Annotated in this window: 18 protein-coding genes; 17 read left to right on the top strand and 1 reads right to left on the bottom strand. The window is 30.8% G+C overall.

The window, feature by feature from the left end; all coding sequences use genetic code 11:
- Nucleotides 1-174: 174 nt before the first annotated feature.
- The 5 genes from LQ608_RS01635 (at nucleotide 175) to LQ608_RS01615 (ending at nucleotide 5,099) form a co-directional block, all read left to right on the top strand.
- Nucleotides 175-966 (top strand): phosphotransferase family protein, encoded by a 792-nt coding sequence (locus LQ608_RS01635; RefSeq protein ID WP_078357558.1) that lies wholly within the window; start codon nucleotides 175-177, stop codon nucleotides 964-966.
- Between the two features lie 13 nt (nucleotides 967-979).
- A complete protein-coding gene (gene trmB, locus LQ608_RS01630; RefSeq protein ID WP_078357557.1) occupies nucleotides 980-1,615 on the top strand; it encodes a tRNA (guanosine(46)-N7)-methyltransferase TrmB in 636 nt (211 codons plus the stop codon).
- Nucleotides 1,616-1,712: 97 nt separating this feature from the next.
- Nucleotides 1,713-2,600 carry a nuclease-related domain-containing protein gene (locus LQ608_RS01625; RefSeq protein ID WP_239749291.1) on the top strand — a complete coding sequence of 296 codons (888 nt, stop codon included), beginning with the start codon at nucleotides 1,713-1,715 and terminating at the stop codon, nucleotides 2,598-2,600.
- Between the two features lie 470 nt (nucleotides 2,601-3,070).
- Entirely contained in the window at nucleotides 3,071-3,913 is an 843-nt protein-coding gene (locus LQ608_RS01620; RefSeq protein ID WP_239749290.1) for a YtnP family quorum-quenching lactonase, read from the top strand.
- Entirely contained in the window at nucleotides 3,903-5,099 is a 1,197-nt protein-coding gene (locus tag LQ608_RS01615) for a MalY/PatB family protein (RefSeq protein ID WP_239749289.1), read from the top strand. Before LQ608_RS01620 ends, LQ608_RS01615 begins: the two co-directional genes overlap by 11 nt.
- Before the next feature lie 193 nt (nucleotides 5,100-5,292).
- Here the strand turns inward: LQ608_RS01615 and LQ608_RS01610 are convergent, their stop codons facing one another.
- Nucleotides 5,293-5,607 carry a hypothetical protein gene (locus tag LQ608_RS01610; RefSeq protein WP_239749288.1) on the bottom strand — a complete coding sequence of 105 codons (315 nt, stop codon included), beginning with the start codon at nucleotides 5,605-5,607 and terminating at the stop codon, nucleotides 5,293-5,295.
- Nucleotides 5,608-5,686: 79 nt separating this feature from the next.
- On the opposite strand from LQ608_RS01610, the gene LQ608_RS01605 reads away from it, so the two are divergent.
- The 12 genes from LQ608_RS01605 to LQ608_RS01550 all read left to right on the top strand — a co-directional run bounded on the left by LQ608_RS01605 (nucleotide 5,687) and on the right by LQ608_RS01550 (nucleotide 17,951).
- Complete coding sequence (locus LQ608_RS01605) at nucleotides 5,687-6,763, top strand: M42 family metallopeptidase (protein WP_239749287.1); 1,077 nt, start codon at nucleotides 5,687-5,689, stop codon at nucleotides 6,761-6,763.
- An 87-nt stretch (nucleotides 6,764-6,850) separates the two neighbouring features.
- Entirely contained in the window at nucleotides 6,851-7,633 is a 783-nt protein-coding gene (locus LQ608_RS01600) for a transporter substrate-binding domain-containing protein (RefSeq protein WP_239749286.1), read from the top strand.
- On the top strand, nucleotides 7,614-8,333 hold the full coding sequence (locus LQ608_RS01595; RefSeq protein WP_078357551.1) for an amino acid ABC transporter permease: 720 nt from the start codon (nucleotides 7,614-7,616) through the stop codon (nucleotides 8,331-8,333). Before LQ608_RS01600 ends, LQ608_RS01595 begins: the two co-directional genes overlap by 20 nt.
- Nucleotides 8,330-9,058, top strand: coding sequence for an amino acid ABC transporter ATP-binding protein (locus LQ608_RS01590; protein ID WP_239749285.1), 729 nt, complete (start codon nucleotides 8,330-8,332; stop codon nucleotides 9,056-9,058). Before LQ608_RS01595 ends, LQ608_RS01590 begins: the two co-directional genes overlap by 4 nt.
- Nucleotides 9,059-9,140: 82 nt before the next feature.
- Complete coding sequence (locus LQ608_RS01585) at nucleotides 9,141-10,157, top strand: PTS sugar transporter subunit IIC (RefSeq protein WP_239749284.1); 1,017 nt, start codon at nucleotides 9,141-9,143, stop codon at nucleotides 10,155-10,157.
- Nucleotides 10,154-10,468 carry a thioredoxin family protein gene (locus LQ608_RS01580; protein WP_078357548.1) on the top strand — a complete coding sequence of 105 codons (315 nt, stop codon included), beginning with the start codon at nucleotides 10,154-10,156 and terminating at the stop codon, nucleotides 10,466-10,468. The genes LQ608_RS01585 and LQ608_RS01580 overlap by 4 nt, the downstream gene beginning before the upstream one ends.
- Nucleotides 10,469-10,623: 155 nt before the next feature.
- Entirely contained in the window at nucleotides 10,624-11,502 is an 879-nt protein-coding gene (locus LQ608_RS01575; protein ID WP_078357547.1) for a DUF1444 domain-containing protein, read from the top strand.
- 12 nt (nucleotides 11,503-11,514) lie between these two features.
- Complete coding sequence (ytpR, locus tag LQ608_RS01570; protein WP_239749283.1) at nucleotides 11,515-12,120, top strand: YtpR family tRNA-binding protein; 606 nt, start codon at nucleotides 11,515-11,517, stop codon at nucleotides 12,118-12,120.
- The gene (locus LQ608_RS01565; RefSeq protein ID WP_345773093.1) at nucleotides 12,104-15,334 is read left to right on the top strand and encodes a DNA translocase FtsK; all 3,231 of its coding nucleotides are present in this window, start codon (nucleotides 12,104-12,106) and stop codon (nucleotides 15,332-15,334) included. The genes ytpR and LQ608_RS01565 overlap by 17 nt, the downstream gene beginning before the upstream one ends.
- Nucleotides 15,335-15,356: 22 nt before the next feature.
- Nucleotides 15,357-16,664, top strand: a complete 1,308-nt coding sequence (gene murC / locus LQ608_RS01560; RefSeq protein ID WP_239749282.1) for a UDP-N-acetylmuramate--L-alanine ligase — start codon at nucleotides 15,357-15,359, stop codon at nucleotides 16,662-16,664.
- A 92-nt stretch (nucleotides 16,665-16,756) separates the two neighbouring features.
- Nucleotides 16,757-17,311, top strand: coding sequence for a DUF948 domain-containing protein (locus LQ608_RS01555; RefSeq protein ID WP_078357544.1), 555 nt, complete (start codon nucleotides 16,757-16,759; stop codon nucleotides 17,309-17,311).
- A gap of 64 nt (nucleotides 17,312-17,375) precedes the next feature.
- On the top strand, nucleotides 17,376-17,951 hold the full coding sequence (locus LQ608_RS01550; RefSeq protein WP_107510002.1) for a YtxH domain-containing protein: 576 nt from the start codon (nucleotides 17,376-17,378) through the stop codon (nucleotides 17,949-17,951).
- Nucleotides 17,952-18,191: the final 240 nt, after the last annotated feature.

The raw sequence follows: 18,191 nt of genomic DNA, 5'->3' as shown, positions 1-18,191 counted from the left end.
AAATACTCGAAAGTTTTCATTTATGAGGTTGAAATCTTAACCAAAAGATAATAAAATTTAAAAGAAGCGCACTAAAACTACAAAAATTAAACGAAATTTTTTAAGATTAAAATATGACTCTTGAAAAGGAACATTCTTGAGTCTTTTTCTTTTTCTGAAAGTGAGGTGGATAGGTTGGAACATTTTTATCAATTAGGATGGACGTTAGACTCAGCAGGTGGAGCATCTGGTGAAGCATATATGGCAGAACAAGATGGCCGCAAGCTCTTCCTAAAACGTAATTCAAGTCCTTTTTTAACAGCATTATCTGCTGAAGGTATTGTACCTAAATTAGTTTGGACTAAGAGAATTGAAACAGGAGAAGTTGTAACTGCACAGCATTGGAAAAATGGTAGAGAGTTAGTCCAAGATGAAATGAATTCTAACCGTGTTGCCAAACTTCTTAAAAAAATACATTCTTCTAAACAATTATTAAATATGCTTAAACGTATGGAAATGAAACCGATGCATCCAGAACTATTATTTAAGAAAATCAATAGTTCTTTATCTAGACATGTATTATCGAATAGGACTGTTAGAAAGGCATTGCTTTACTTAGAAGATAATATGCCTACATTAGATAGCAGATTTTATACTGTAATACATGGAGATGTTAATCATAACAATTGGTTATTATCTGACCAAGACGAACTATTTCTTGTAGATTGGGAAGGTGCGATGATTGCAGATCCTGCTATTGATATTGGCATGATATTATATACTTATGTTGATGAAAATGACTGGGTAGATTGGTTGAGTAAATATGGTATTAACGATACGCATGATTTAAAAAAACGTATGAAATGGTACACGTTAATACAAGCTATCGCTATGGTAGAATGGTATGAAGAGAAAAAGCGATATAATGATATGAATGATTGGTTAAACTTCTTGAATGAAGTAATGACAAGAAATGTATTTATATAAGGAGCTACTTTGAATGAGAATGCGAAATAAACCTTGGGCTGATGACTTTTTGAAAGATCATCCCAATTTAGTAGATGTAGATCTAAACCATCAATATAAAATGGCTGAGTGGTTTGATAAAGACCAACCAATACATATAGAGGTTGGTACTGGAATGGGTAGGTTTATTACTGAAACAGCTAAACAAAATCCTAACATCAATTATGTTGCAATTGAAAAGGACAAAAATGTTATGGTAAGGGTCTTAGAAAAAGTTAAAGAAATGGAATTAGACAATATCAAGTTAATAAATCAAGATGCAAAATTATTAACTGAGTATTTTGTAGAAAATGAAGTTTCTAGAGTATATCTTAATTTTTCTGATCCGTGGCCAAAAACACGTCATGCAAAACGTAGATTAACATTCTCATCCTTTCTAGATATATATCAACACATTTTGAAAAAAGATGGTCAAATCCATTTTAAAACTGATAATCAAGGATTATTTGAGTATAGTTTAGAAAGCATGTCACAATATGGTATGTCATTTGATTATATTAACTTGAATTTACATGAAGACGAACCAGAAGATAATATTCGTACAGAATACGAAGATAAATTCTCAAGCAGAGGATTTAGAATTTATCGAATGGAAGCTAGCTTTAAATAAAATGATTAAGCTGAGACAAATTAATTTGTCTCAGCTTTTTCTTTTATTCTTTTAGTAAGTTGAATATAATAATGGTAATAAATATGGAGGTACAACAATGGACAGTCATAAATATTTATTAGCATTACAGAATAGAATTATTTTAGAAAAAATTGATGATGAAACGAAAAATTATATTAGAGGTTTAGAAGGAGAAATATGCATTAAAGGATTATTAGATAAGTATAAACAGTCTAACTACATATATAATCTCAATTTAAATTATAAGAATCGAGTTCAAATAGACTTTTTAGTAATTTCTGATGATACAATATTTCATTTAGAAGTTAAACATTATTCAGGAGATTACAGTATTCATGAAGGACAATTGCTAAATGAATATGGAACTATGTTTTACACCCCTTTTCAACAAATCAAAAGAGCGAATCATGAATTAAACCACGTTATAACCCACTACAATATAAACAGAGAATTAAAATCTTTTCTAGTATTTTCAAATCCTAAATTCACACTAAAAACTCATATTCCAAATAACATCAATATTTTATTACCAACAGAATTACACAAACTTCAATATATGTTTAAAAATAATAATTCAATAGAAAACTTTCGAATATTAAAGATATTCAAAAGTAATCATAGTGACTTTTCTCATATTTATAATAATGTCAATAAAATTCCAATTGAACATTTACGTAAAGGACTAAAGTGTCCACATTGTAAAAGACTATACAAAATTACACTAGAAATTAATAAGAAATATTTAGTCTGTGAAGCATGTCTTTATAAGATTGCTCGACAAAACTTGTATTTATATAACTTGAAAGAACTTTATATATGTAAAAAAGAACCTTTTACATTGAATGAAGCTCAAAAGTGGTGTCAGTTAGAAAATAGTCTAACGATTAGAAGAGTGGTAGAAAAATATTTTAAGTCTACCGATAAAAAACCCAAAAAGTATTACTTAGATAACGAAGAATTGTAAGTATAGTGATACTTAGGTCACTTGAATTTATCAAGACAGGTCCAACATGATAAATAGAGTGATTGAATTTATCAAGACATGGCAAACATGATAAATAGAGCGGCTGAATATTGCAAGACGAGGCAAACATGATAAATAGAAGGCGTGAATTTATCAAGACATGGCAAACATGATAAATAGAGCGGTTGAATATTGCAAGACGTGTCCAACATGGTAAATAGAGCGGCTGAATATTGCAAGACGAGGCAAACATGATAAATAGAGCCCATGAATTTATCAAGACATGGCAAACATGATAAATAGAGCGGCTGAATATAACAAGACGAGGTCAACATGATAAATAGAATAATTTCCACTTATCAACTGAATTAATAAATACGCTTAATACCATAAACAACCTGCCAATCTTGAAAGATGTTCATTAAATCAATTAATGATAAAATAATGATAAATGATTGGAGGGGATAATCTTGTTAAATATAGGTGATTTTAAATTATGTCCATTACAAGGTGGTATTACTCAAATGGATGGTGGTGCAATGTTTGGTGTTGTGCCGAGAGCATTGTGGACAAAAAAATATCCAGTTAATGAACTCAATCAAATACCTCTTGTTACGCATCCAATATTTGTTCAGACTAAAGAACATAATATTATCATAGATGCAGGGATAGGTAACGGTAAATTAACTGATAAACAAAAGCGGAATTATGGAACGACTTACGAAAGTGATATAGAAAATTCTTTAAATCAATTTGGCATCACTATTAATGATATAGATATTGTTATTATGTCACATATGCATTTTGATCATGCGTGTGGACTAACAACACCAGATGGTCAATCAGTATTTAAAAATGCAACAATCTATACATCACAAATTGAATGGAATGAGCTAAGATCACCTAATATTAGAAGTAAATCAACATATTGGGAAGAAAATTATAAAGGTATTGAACATCAAGTAGTTACTTTCGTTAATAGCATGGAAATAATACCGGGAATTACTATGCATCATACTGGTGGCCATAGTGCTGGCCATAGTGTCATCGAAATAGAAAGTGAAGGTGAGAAAGCTGTACATATGGCAGATATAATGCCAACGATTGCTCATTTAAATCCATTATGGGTTACAGCTTATGATGATTATCCAATGGATTCAATTAATGCAAAAGAACGTTTATTACAAAAATATATTAAAAATGATTATTGGTTTGTGTTTTATCATGATGCAGATCATTTTGCTGTACGAATTGATGAAGAAACAAGGGGAATAAAAGAAAACATTAGAAGGGATGATTTAGTTGAAATATAATTTTGATGAAATTATTGATAGAAGAGGAACTGCCACGGTAGCTTATGAAGGGCAACGTAAAGTATACGATTACGAAAATCTTGAACCTTTCTGGATAGCTGATATGGATATTAAAACACCTGATTTTATAATTGATCATTTAAAAAACAAATTAGACCAAGCCCATTTTGGATATTTAGTTTGGAAACAAGATGAATACTTAAATGCAATTAAACATTGGTACAAAACTAGGTTTTCAGTAAATGTTCAAAAAAATGATATTTATTATGTGCCAAGTATATTATTTACTGTTACAGAAGTAATTCGTGAATTTACAAAAGAAGGTGAAGGCGTCTTAATACACACTCCTTCTTATAATGCGTTTATTAATTTAATTGAAGGAAATAATAGACGTTTAGTAGAATCACCTTTAATCGAGACAGAAAATGGATACGAATTAGATAAGGTGCAATTTGAGAAAATGGCGGCTCAAGATGATGTGAGGGTTCTAGTACTTTGTAACCCTCATAATCCTACTGGTAAAGTATGGACAAAAGAAGAATGTGAATTTATGAAAGAAGTTTGTGAAAAAAATGATGTATTTATCGTTTCTGATGAAATTCATATGGACTTTGTAAGAAGTGAAAAAGGATTTTATTCAATGACGAATCAAATGAAATTAGATTCTCCAATTTTAGTTGTAACTGGATTAGGAAAAACGTTTAATTTAGCGAGTTTAGCGAGTAGTTACATGATTACTAAACATAGATATTTCACATTACAATTTAATAGAAAGCTTGCCACTTATTACGGTTTAGCAGCAGCCAATACACTTGCAGTTGAAGCTGTAAAAGTAGCATATACACAGGCTGGAGATTGGGTTGATCAATTAAACCAACATATTGAAAGAAATATGGATATACTAGATGATTTTATTAAAAGTGAAATGCCAGAACAACTAACATTTATCAAGCCAGATTCTACTTATTTGGCGTGGATTGATTTTTCTAAAAGTGGATTTAATGAAAGTGAAGTACAAAAAGCGTTACAATCTGTAGGCAAAATTGCAACTGGAATTGGTAATTCATTTGAAGTAAGTGAAAGTCATCACTTTAGAATGAACTTAGCATGCAGTGAGGAAAAATTGGTAAGTGGCTTGGAAGCTATTAAAAAGTCATTTGCCGCATTATCAAATAATGAAATTTAACAAATTATAAAATATTTTTTAAATATTTAGTATTTTTTTGCGCTGACTCCTGCGGGAAGAGCATGATTCGAAGACTAAAGGCTGAGAACATGCCCGCGGAAAGCATGCGCAAAAAAATGCCGTCAAAGTCTAGGACATTGACGACAGTCTGACATGATGTACTTTTATGTACATCATGTTTCATTTAATAATATTATATTTCATAAATATCAATGACTTGGCCATTAAAAGCATCAGCAATAAATTCGTAGTGTATAAGTTTGCCATTTTTATTTATAGAAATGCCACCATGAACTACTTTTGTTTCAATGCCGAATTTTTGGTAGGTCTTTGGGATATGTAAGATATAAGATGCTTCCACATTATTAAATTCTTTTTTCACTTGATGAAGTATTTCTTCGCAATTGTAGAGCTTGAATTGCTTAAAGTATATGATAGTTGCAAGTACCCCTAATCCTGTAAAAATAGAAGAAATTAATATGACAAAGCGTAACTTATTATTTTGCATGACCATGCCTCCTTTTTCTTAAATTTAGTTTAACACAAAGAATGTATGATAGATAAATATTTAAATAGGGAGAATCATAATGACACAAATTAGACAAGAAACATTGACTAGAATGAAAGAACTTACTGAATTACATGGCGTTCCAGGATTTGAAAGTGAAGTACGTGAATATTTAAAAGAAAAAATGGAACCATTTGTTGATGAAATAATTGGCGATAATATGGGGAGTATTTATGGCGTCAAAAAATCTAAAAAAGAAAATGCTCCTAAAGTATTAATAGCAGCTCACATGGATGAAATCGGATTTATGGTTACTGAAATGACAAAAGAGGGTATGTTAAAGTTCACACCACTAGGAGGCGTTTCATCAGATGTTTGGTTATCACAAACACTACAATTAAAAACTCGTGATGGTCAATATTATAATGGTGTAGTTGGAAGTATACCTAAACATTTTAGAACGGGTAAAGAATCAGGCGTTGCTATTGAAGACATGTTATTAGATGTTGGAGCAGAAAGTTTAGATCAATTAAAAGAAATGGGTATTCGCATTGGTGATACGATTGTTCCTCGTACTGATTTTGAAAGATTGACAGAAAATAGAGTATTAGCAAAAGCTTGGGACAATAGATATGGATGTCTTGTTGGACTAGAACTATTAGAGTTACTAAAAGACAAAGAATTGGATGTTGATTTATACGTCGGAGCAAACGTTCAAGAAGAAGTTGGATTAAGAGGTGCTTCTGCAAGTGTAAATCTTATTCAACCTGATTTAGCTTTAGTTGTAGATTGTTCTCCAGCGAATGATATGAAAGGTCACATCGGTTTGTCAGGTGCATTAGGCAAGGGTGTATTAATTAGAATTCTTGATCGTACGATGATTCTTTCTGAAAGAATGCGAGATTATTTAATTGAGACTGTTGAAGATAAAGAAATTGATCATCAATATTTCCAATCACCAGGTGGTACAGATGGTGGCGAAATTCACAAATCTTTAACTGGCATACCTACTGCTGTAATTGGCGTTTGTGCAAGATACATCCACACGAGTAAAGCAATTTATGATGTTAGAGATTACTTAAGTGCAAAGACATTGCTTGAAACATTAGTATTAGATTTAAGTTCAGAAAAGATTGAATATTTAAAATTTAAATAAGTCAGATTTTAGTAATTGACAGTTCATGGATTTCAGTCTAAACTATGTTTATTCCGATTAGGATACTAAGAATAGAGGGATGTATAAATGAAAAAAGGTATATTTTTAATTATTGCATTAATAGTAGTGTTAGCTGCATGTGGGAATAGTAACGATTCGAAAGAAAGTAGCAGTAAGAAAGACGACAAAAAAATTGTTGTAGGTACTGAAGGTACTTACGCGCCATTTAGTTTTCATGATAAAAATGATAAATTATCTGGATATGATGTTGAAGTTACTAAAGCTGTAGCAAAAGAAATTGGTTATAAAGTTGAGTTTAAAGAAACTCAGTGGGATTCAATGTTTGCAGGACTTGATGCAGGACGTTTTGATATGATTGCAAACCAAGTAGGTATTAATGATGAAAGAAAAGCTAAATATAAATTCTCAGATCCATACACTTATTCTAAAGGTGTACTAGTAGTAAATGAGAAGAACAAAGATATTAAATCATTTGATGATGTTAAAGGTAAAAAATTAGCTCAAACATTAACATCAAATTATGGTAAACTTGCTCAATCTAAAGGAGCAGATATCACTAAAGTAGATGGTTTTAATCAAGCTATGGACTTATTACAATCTAACCGTGTTGAAGGTACATTTAATGATAATGTTTCATATTTAGATTATAAAAAACAAAAACCAAATGCTAAAATCAAAGCTATTGAAGGCGATGCAGAACAAAGTCAATCAGCATTTACATTTAGTAAAAAAGAAGATGACAAAAAAATCAAAGAATTCAATAAAGGTTTGAAAACATTAAAAGATAATGGTGAATTAGAAAAAATAAGTAAGAAATGGTTTGGCGATAATGTTTCAGAACCTAAATGATGAACAACTTCATGCTTTAAATGCTGCTAAACAAGCTTTTCTACCGATGTTAGAAGGTTTAGTTAAATATTCTATTCCTATAACTTTAGCTACTTTTGTTATAGGATTGATATTGGCTTTATTAACAGCTTTGATGCGTATTTCAAGCAGCAAAGTACTTAAAGGGATTGCCCGTTTTTATGTATCAATCATAAGAGGAACGCCTATGATTGTTCAATTATTCATTATCTTTTACGGTATTCCCGAAATTGGCAGATTAGCAACAGGAGAAGCGGATAATCAGCTTACATTATCACCGGTTATAGCTGCAATAATAGGTCTTTCACTTAATGTTGGTGCATATGCATCTGAAATATTAAGAGGTGGAATTATGTCAATTCCTAAAGGTCAGACAGAAGCAGCTTATTCAATCGGTATGAACTATAAACAAACAGTGCAACGCATTATTTTACCTCAAGCTATTAGAGTATCAGTACCAGCTTTAGGTAATACATTCTTAAGTTTAATAAAAGATACTTCATTACTAGGATTCATATTGGTTGCAGAAATGTTTAGAAAAGCACAAGAAGTAGCTTCTACTACTTATGAATTTTTAACGATTTATTTATTAGTAGCTATTTTATATTGGGTTGTATGTTTCATCATTTCCGTAATCCAATCTTATTATGAATCATATATTGAAAGAGGGTATCGCTCATGATAGAACTTCAAAATATAAAAAAATCTTTTAATGACAAAGAAGTGATCAAAGGGATTAATCTTTCAGTAGATAAAGGTGAGGTTATCACTTTAATTGGTAGATCTGGATCAGGTAAAACAACTTTACTACGAATGATGAATGCATTAGAAATCCCTTCAGAAGGTACAGTTGTTGTAAATGGTGAAACTTATACTGCTGACAATAAAAAATCTCAAATTAAAGTTAGAAAACAATCTGGAATGGTCTTCCAAAGTTATAACTTGTTCCCTCATAAGACTGCTATTGAAAATGTAATGGAAGGTTTAATAACAGTTAAAAAAATGAGTAAACAAAATGCACTTAGTGAAGCGCTACAGCTTTTGAAAAAAGTAGGATTAGAAAGTGTAAAAGATCAAAGACCACACGCATTATCTGGTGGACAACAACAACGTGTTGCAATTGCAAGAGCACTAGCAATGAACCCTAAAGTAATGCTTTTTGATGAGCCTACATCAGCATTAGATCCTGAACTTGTAAATGATGTGTTAAAAGTCATAAAGGATTTAGCTAATGAAGGTATGACGATGGTTATTGTTACTCATGAAATGCGTTTTGCAAGAGAAGTTTCAGATAGAATGGTATTTATTAATGATGGTTTAATTGGTGAAGAAGGTAACCCTGAAACGTTATTTACTCAGCCAAAAACAGAAGCATTAAAAAAATTCCTTAATGTAATAGAAGTATAATAAAAAAAGCACTTGTAATTATTTGATTTTAAATAATTACAAGTGCTTTTTTATAGTATAATCTCTTTAAGGAGTGTGAAAAATGGAGAGAGTTAAATCATTTTTTAATAGAACAATAATCGATGGCCTTAGTTACATGGCTTTAGGTCTCTTTAGTACTTTAATAGTTGGGCTAATTATAGAAACTTTAGGTCAAACCTTAAATACATATTTTGATACATCAATTATGATAGAAATAGGTAAATTGGCACAATCATTAACTGGTGCAGGGGTAGGGGTAGCAGTTAGTTATGGAATTGGTGCATCACCACTTATTATTTTCACAACAGCAGTCACAGGTATGTATGGATACGAACAAGGTGGAGCTGTAGGTAGTTATTTGGCATCTGTAGTAGCAAGTGAATTGGGTAGGTTTTATTCTGGTAAGACAAAAATTGATATTATTTTGTCACCTATATTAACTCTTTTTATTGGCACTTGTATTGCGAAATTTATCGCACCATTTATAGATGCATTTATGAAAGAGTTAGGTAGTTGGATTCAATTGAGCACAGAACAACAGCCGCTATTAATGGGTATGTTCGTAAGCTTTTTAGTCGGTATAACTTTAAGTAGTCCAATTTCTAGTGCTGCTTTAGCTTTGATGCTAGGGTTAAGTGGCACTGCTGCAGCTGCTGCAACAATCGGTGGTTGTTGTCATATGATTGGATTTGCAGTTACAAGTTATAAAGATAACGGTATTTCAGGGGTAATAGCACATGGAATAGGTACTAGTAAGTTACAAATTCCAAATTACTTGAAACAACCTTTTATATTGATACCACCCGTTATAGCAAGTTTAATAGTTGCTCCAATTATGACTGTATTTTGGCCAATGGAAAATAATGCTGCTGGTGCAGGTATGGGTTCAAGTGGGCTTGTAGGTCAAATAATGACAATAAAAACGATGGGTAGTTCAACTGAGGTTTGGCTACAAATTGCATTCTTCCATTTCTTATTACCAGCTGTAATCAGTTTATTTGTTTACCAAATATTAAGAAAGTATCATATAATTAAAGATGGCCAACAAACTTTAATGATAGGAAGTGTAAAAAAATGAAACAATTAACTTCAATTGAAGAATTCAAAACATTAATTAATGAACCAACAATATTTATGTTCACTGCATCTTGGTGTCCAGATTGCCATTTTATTGATCCGGATTTACCAGCCTTAGAAGAAAAGTATAAGCAATATCAATTCGTATCTGTTGATAGAGATGAATTTATTGATTTATGTCAAGAGGTTGATGTAATGGGAATTCCTAGTTTTATAGCTTATGACAAAGAACAAGAGTTGGGAAGATACGTCGGAAAAGAACGTAAAACAATTCCACAAATCAGTTCATTTATAGATGGATTGAGTTTATAGAATAAGAGAAAAAAAGCAGGTCGAAAAAAGTTTCTTTAATTTTCGAATTACCTGCTTTTTTATTTTATTTAAGTTGATTTATATATGTTTATCACTGTTACATAGTGCTAATTTGTTGTAAACTATATAGAGGTATAAAAATAGGAGTGTTTAGAATGAATGTCTTTCAAATGAGAGATTTATTAAAAGATCGCTTGAAATCATTAGATGCAAATTTCAAGTTTGATAGAGAAGATGAAAGTTTAAGAATAGAAAGAACTGATAACAAAAAAGGGCTCTCTGTTAAATTAGCGCCAATTATTGCTAAATATAAAGATAAAGGTGATAAAACAATTGATGAAATTGTTTATTACGTAACAGAGACAATAAATGCAATGCAAGATGAATCTACTAAAGAAATTAATAAAATAGAGATATTACCAGTTATTAGGTCTACAAGTTTCCATAAAGAAACGAAAGAAGGTATACCATTTTTAATTGATGAACATACTGCTGAGACAAATGTTTATTATGCTTTAGATTTAGGTAATACTTATCGTTTAATTGATGAATCTATGTTAGAAGAGCTTAAATTAACTAAAGAACAGATTAAAGAGCAAGCATTATTTAACATCAAAAAGAAAAAAACAACTTATAAATCAGATGAAGTTCAAGGTAATACATTCTATTTTGTAAATACTAACGACGGCTATGATGCTTCTAGAATATTAAATCAAACATTTTTAAAGGATGTTTATAAAAATATTGAAGGGGAAATGTTATTAGCTACGCCTCATCAAGACGTATTAGTTATTTGTGACATTAAGAATGAAATTGGTTATGATGTTGTTGCTCAAATGACAATGCAATTTTTCCAAAATGGCCTTGTTCCAATAACTTCATTATCTTTCTCTTATACACCAGAAAAGCCTTTAGAACCAATCTTTATTTTAGGTAAAAATCATTCACGTAAGAGAAATCAAGAAGTCATAGAAAGACTTGAAAAAAACAGAGAAAAATTTAAAAATATGAAAAATAATCAAAAAAGACTTTAAGGAGTTAAGAAAATGAATTTATTTTATAACAAGAATGGCGTTGGGGATGTTCTAATGGTCACAATAGATCCTGCAACTGAAAATTTAGAATATGAATATCAAAATGATATAACAATTATTAAAAGTGAAAGTAATATTGTAGGATTTAATATATTTAATGCTTCTAAATATGTTCAGTTAGAAGGTAATGGAAACATTAAAATTCAAGAAAAACATATCAGTAGCATACAAGATTTATTAGAAAAAAATAATATTAACTATAAACTAGAAGTTGATTTATCACCTAAATTTGTAGTTGGATATGTAACAGAAAAGACTAAACATCCAGATGCTGACAAACTATCAGTATGCCAAGTTGATGTTGGTAATGGCACATTGCAAATTGTATGTGGCGCACCAAATATTGACCAAGGACAAAAAGTAGTTGTAGCTAAAGTAGGGGCAGTTATGCCTAGTGGAATGCTTATTAAAGATGCAGAATTAAGAGGTGTACCTTCTACTGGTATGATATGTTCAATGAAAGAACTTGATTTGGAAGGTGCTCCAAAAGAAAAAGGTATAATGGTATTGGATGATAGTTATACTGTAGGAACACCATTTTTTGAAGACGAAAGGTAGTGAACCTATGAGTTGGTTTGATGATATATTCGGACAATCTAAAAGTAATCAAAATAACGAAAAAGAAAAAAAAGAACAAATATCTTCCGATTACCATCCAGAAGATGATTCAACTAACGAAGAAATATACAGAAGACCTAAAGGGAAATTTAGATTTCCTATTCAAATGGAATATGAAGAACCGTCTGACGATAACTTGGAGCAATATAATCAATCAGAAAATGAACATGATAATAAACCGAAAGAACATAATCATGACAATAGGTTTTATGATGAAAATGAAGCTTCATTCCCTACAAATAGAAGAAGACGCAGAAGAAATCAAAATAGTACGCAACAATCATTTAATAATGCATCTAGAACGCAGAACAAAGATGTAAATAACTATAAAAATGAAAAAAATAATAAAACATCAAATCAAAATAAAAAAGCTGAAAAGTATAATGAAGATACAAAATTTCAGGAAAGATTGAATTCTTTACACCAACCGAAATTTAAGGCATCTGAAGTTCCTTCAGCTATTTTTGGCATGCGCAAACAAAAAGATGTCCCTAATAGTGGGCTAAAAGATCATAGCACATCAGATTATTTAAATGATCTTAAAAATAATGATACTGACAACACTAAGAATGAAAACATTCAAAAAGACCAAAATGGTGAAATCATTCAAAAAGACCAAAATGGTGAAATCATTCAAGATGTACCTACTTATTCAAAGACAGATAACACAATTAATATTGAGAATATATATGCATCTCAAATTGTTTCTGAAATTAGAAAAGAACGTGAAAAGAAACTTCAAAAGAAAAAACAATTTGAAAAAGCATTAAGAGAAAAAAGAGAACAAGAGTTAAAAAATCTAGAATCTGAAGAAGAAAAATCGCAAGTTAAAAATCAAGATTATTTCTTTAAACAACAAGCTTCATATATTAAGAATAATCCAAACGATAACTCTAATAATGAAGATGTTGATAAAGATAATACGAGCGAACTCAATCAAAGTGAATCTACTGATGATGAAATCAAAATGTCATTACAACCAGATGTAAATGACCTTACTACATATGAATTTAAAGAAATTGATTTAGATTTTGATGAAGAATCGTACAACAGTGATGAACAAGACATTGGACAAGATATGTCAGAACCATATGAAGATGAACATGTTCATGATCAAGTATTTGAAAATGAAGAAAATGCTACTTTTGAGGAAGTAGTAGAAGTAGAAGAAAGTGATGTTTCTGAACAATCTCATCATGAGATGTCTGAACAAAGTTCTGAAGTTGAACAGTTTGAAGAACAAGTAGACCAGGAAAATGAAGTAATTAATCCAGTAGAAGAAAATGATACTGAAGCATTAAATAATCATATAGATGAAGCACATTCAGAAATCATAGAAGAATCAAATCATTTTGTAGAAGATGATATAAGCTTTGAAGACTTCGATGTAGTAGAAGATAGTGAACCTTCATCTGAAGAAGCGTTTGGATTAGTAGATGAGACCTTACTGGAATCACCTCAAGATGAAGAAGCGCAGAATACTCAAGATATTGAGAATCAACATGAAAGTAATGTTCAATTTGAGGAAGTTGAAAAGTCAGAAGAAAAACAAACTTATGAACCAGTACTTAAACCAAATCCAACAAGAAAATCGTCACCGTTTAATGTCTTGATGACGCCTTCAGATAAACGAAAACACCAAACATTCAAAAATGATATAAAGCGTAAAGAAAATAATGAATCAAATTCACAAGTTGTTCAAGAGAATAAAGAAAATAATGAATCTGAACAAGCTACAAAACGTAAAGGTCCTTTATTTGTACTACCACCAGTATCAATCTTAGACGATGTAGTAGAAAAAGAGGACAATAGCGAATGGCTAGAAGACAAGAAAAAAGAATTAGATGAAGCATTTTATCATTTTAATGTTCCAGCTCATGTCGTAAATATGATTCAAGGTCCAACAGTTACAAGATTTGAATTATCAGTTGAAAAAGGTGTGAAAGTTTCAAGAATTACAGCACTACAAGACGATATAAAAATGGCATTAGCAGCTAAAGATATTAGAATCGAAGCACCAATACCTGGTACAAGTTTAGTTGGAATAGAAGTGCCAAATCAAAGTCCGAAAAAAATACCTTTAGGACAGATGATTACCTCTAAAGCATTCCAACAAGCGGAAAGCAAGTTGACAGTTGCTATGGGATTTAAGATTAATAATGAACCGTTATTAATGGATATTTCTAAGACTCCACATGCACTTATTGCTGGTGCAACAGGTTCTGGTAAATCTGTATGTATTAATGCAATATTGACGAGTCTATTGTATAAGAATCATCCGGATGAATTAAAATTATTACTTATTGATCCTAAGATGGTTGAACTTGCACCTTATAACAATTTACCTCATCTCGTAGCACCAGTCATAACTGACGTGAAAGCTGCAACAGCTAGCTTAAAATGGGCTGTTGAAGAGATGGAAAGAAGATATAAACGTTTTGCAGAGTTACATGTGAGAAATATTACTGCTTTTAATAAAAAAGCAAATTACGAGCAAAGAATGGCGAAAATCATTATAGTTATAGATGAATTAGCTGATTTAATGATGATGTCTCCACAAGAAGTGGAGCAATCTATTGCCAGAATTGCACAGAAGGCTAGAGCTTGTGGCATACATATGATACTTGCTACTCAAAGACCTTCAGTTAACGTAATTACAGGTTTAATTAAAGCAAATGTTCCAACTAGAATCTCATTTATGGTATCTTCTTCGATTGACTCTAGAACTATTCTTGATGTTGGTGGAGCAGAAAAATTACTTGGTAATGGTGATATGTTGTATCTTGGTAATGGTATGAATAAACCAATAAGAGTTCAAGGTGCATTTGTATCAGATGATGAAATTGATGAAACAGTTTCAAATGTAAGTAATCAAATGAAACCTAACTATCTATTCAAAGAAGAAACATTGTTGAAAAAAGTTAATGAACAACCTAAAGATGCTTTGTTTAATGATGTTTGTGATTTTATGGTGAAAGAAGGTCATATTTCAACTTCACTGATACAAAGACATTTCCAAATTGGTTACAATAGAGCTGCTCGAATGATTGATAATTTAGAGGAAAGAGGATTTATATCTGGTCCTAATGGCTCCAAACCAAGAGATGTTTTAATTACTAAAGATATGCTAGAAGAAAAAGAAACTAACAATTAAGTACTAGAAGGAGTGACATGAAATGACATTATTTCATTTTGTTGGAATAAAAGGGGCGGGTATGAGTTCACTTGCACAAATTATGCATGATATGGGACATAACGTTCAAGGTTCTGATATAGAAAATACAGTGTTTACAGAAATAGCTTTGAAAAATAAAGGGATAAAAATACTACCTTTTGATGTTGAAAATATTAAAGAAGGTATGACAATAATTGCAGGTAATGCATTTCCGGATTCGCACCCTGAAATTGCAAGAGCATATGAATTAGGATTAGAAGTTAAACGTTATCATATCTTCCTTGGTGATTTTATGTCTCAATATACTTCTGTAGCTGTTACGGGTGCACATGGTAAGACATCAACGACAGGGTTATTATCACATGTTATGAATGGCGATCAAAAGACTTCATTTCTAATTGGTGATGGTACTGGAATGGGTATGCCTGATAGTTCTTACTTTGCATTTGAAGCATGTGAGTATAGAAGACATTTCTTAAGTTACTATCCTGACTATGCAATCATGACAAATATTGATTTCGATCACCCTGATTATTTTAAAGACTTACAAGATGTTACAAATGCTTTCCAAGAGATGGCTAAAAATGTAAAAAAAGGTATTGTAGCATGGGGTCATGATAGTGAGCTGAGAAAAATTGAAGCAGACGTTCCTATCTATTACTATGGATTTGAAGAAGATAATGATGTTTTTGCTAAAAATATTCATACATCATTTAAGGGCACAACATTTGATGTCTATTTCAAAACTAAAAATGAACTAATCGGTACTTTTACTACACCTATGTATGGAGACCATCATGTTCTTAATGCATTAGCAGTAATAGCAGTTTGTCATTTAGAAAAATTAGATATTGCAAATATTAAAGAAGCTCTGTTAACATTTGGTGGCGTAAAAAGAAGATTTAGTGAAAGCTTTTATGATAACCAAATTTTAATAGATGACTATGCACATCATCCTAGAGAAATTAATGCTACAATTGAATCAGCTAGAAAAAAATATCCAGAAAACGAAGTTGTAGCAGTATTTCAACCTCATACTTTTTCACGAACTGAAACATTTTTAAATGAATTTGCTGAAAGTTTAAACCAAGCAGATAAAGTATATTTATGTGATATTTTTGGATCAATTAGAGAACAACAAGGTGAGTTAACAATTCATGATTTAAAAGCTTTAATTCCAAACTCAGATTTAATTAATGAAGATACAGTTTCACAACTACAAAAACATACTAATGGTGTTATACTATTTATGGGCGCTGGAGACATTCAAAAAATTCAAAAAGCTTATGTTTCTACGTTAGAAGTTTAAAATTGATATGTTTATAATTTATTGAGTCAGGGTATTAAATATTAGTATATCAATTAAAGATTTAGTTTTATAATTATTAGGAGGCGTTCAGTATGGATTGGATATTACCAATAGCAGGAATTATTGCTGCTGTTGCATTTTTAGTAATATGTGTTGTTTTAGCACTATTCCTAATGCAACTATTAAAAACAGTTAAAGGTATTAACGAAACACTAGATGGCATTCAAGGCCAAATACAAGGTATTACACGTGAATCTACAGATTTACTTCATAAAGCAAATCGCTTAACAGAAGATATTCAAGATAAATCATTACGTTTGAATTCTGTTGTAGATGCTGTAAAAGGTGTTGGAGATTCAGTTCAAACACTTAACACTTCAGTTGATAGAGTGACTAATTCAATTACTCACAATATCTCACAAAATGAAGATAAAATTTCTCAAGTAATTCAATGGTCAAATGTTGCAATGGAAGTTGCAGATAAATGGCAATTAAGAAGAGATCGTAGAAGTAATGTATCATCATATAAAAGCGATATAAATTCTTCTAATGATTTTGAAACGCAAGTACCAAAAAACTACAATGAAAAAACAACACAAGGCGATAACTTGGATGAAGATAAAATTGGTGCAGGTTTAAAAAAATAAACTAAATGCACTTATAATCTAGATTATAAGTGCATTTCTTTAATTTAATTAGGAGGAAATAGAAATGGAAAATAAATATAATAGAGATTTATATACACATGGTTTAGAAACATATGAAGCAGAATATGAAAAAAATACAAACGGTAGAGACTTTGTATTTGGAGTAGTATTGGGTACAGTTGTAGGTGGAATTGTAGGTTTACTACTTGCACCTAAACCAGGTAAAGAGTTACAAGGTGACTTAAGTGAAAAGTCTAATAAAATTTTAGATGACGTAAAAACAAAAACTGATGGCTTGAAAGAACAAGCACAATCTAAAGCTGAAGAGATTCGTACACAAGCTGAAGATAAAAAAGTCGAAGTAAAAGAAAAAGTTGAAGAAAAGAAAGTACAAGCAAACCAAAAAGCTGAAGAAGTTAAAACTCAAGCTGAAGAAAAGAAAACTGAAGCTAAGAAAAAAGCTGACGAAGTTAAATCTAAACAAGCTGAGAAAAAAGCTAATAAAGGCGTTGTAACAGCTGATGATGTTGCTAACGAAGAATTAAAAGCACAAAAAGGTGCTATTAAATCAGAAGTAGAAGACGAAGATTTAAAAGGACCAAAAACAGTTGTAGAGAAAAAATCTTTCGATAAAAAATAATAGTTAGTAAATACTAACAGTTAGAAGGCTAGGACAAATTAATTGTCCTAGCCTTTAATCATTATTTTGGACTGTTCTGCTCCTTTTTATATAACTTAAAGTATAGTATAATAGTTTGAATAATAAGAAATTTATAAAAAATGAAATGTTAGGGTTGAATCGGCGCTTTTAAATTGTTATACTAACATCTAATTACTTATATATTTTATCGCTTTAAAGTATGTGAGTTAAATTGTTTAC

The organism is Mammaliicoccus sp. H-M34, from assembly GCF_022386495.1.
GTDB classification, from domain to species: Bacteria; Bacillota; Bacilli; order Staphylococcales; family Staphylococcaceae; genus Mammaliicoccus; species Mammaliicoccus fleurettii.
The sequence above is the reverse complement of the archived record's forward strand: the minus strand, read 5'-3'. Positions and strand labels throughout refer to the sequence as shown.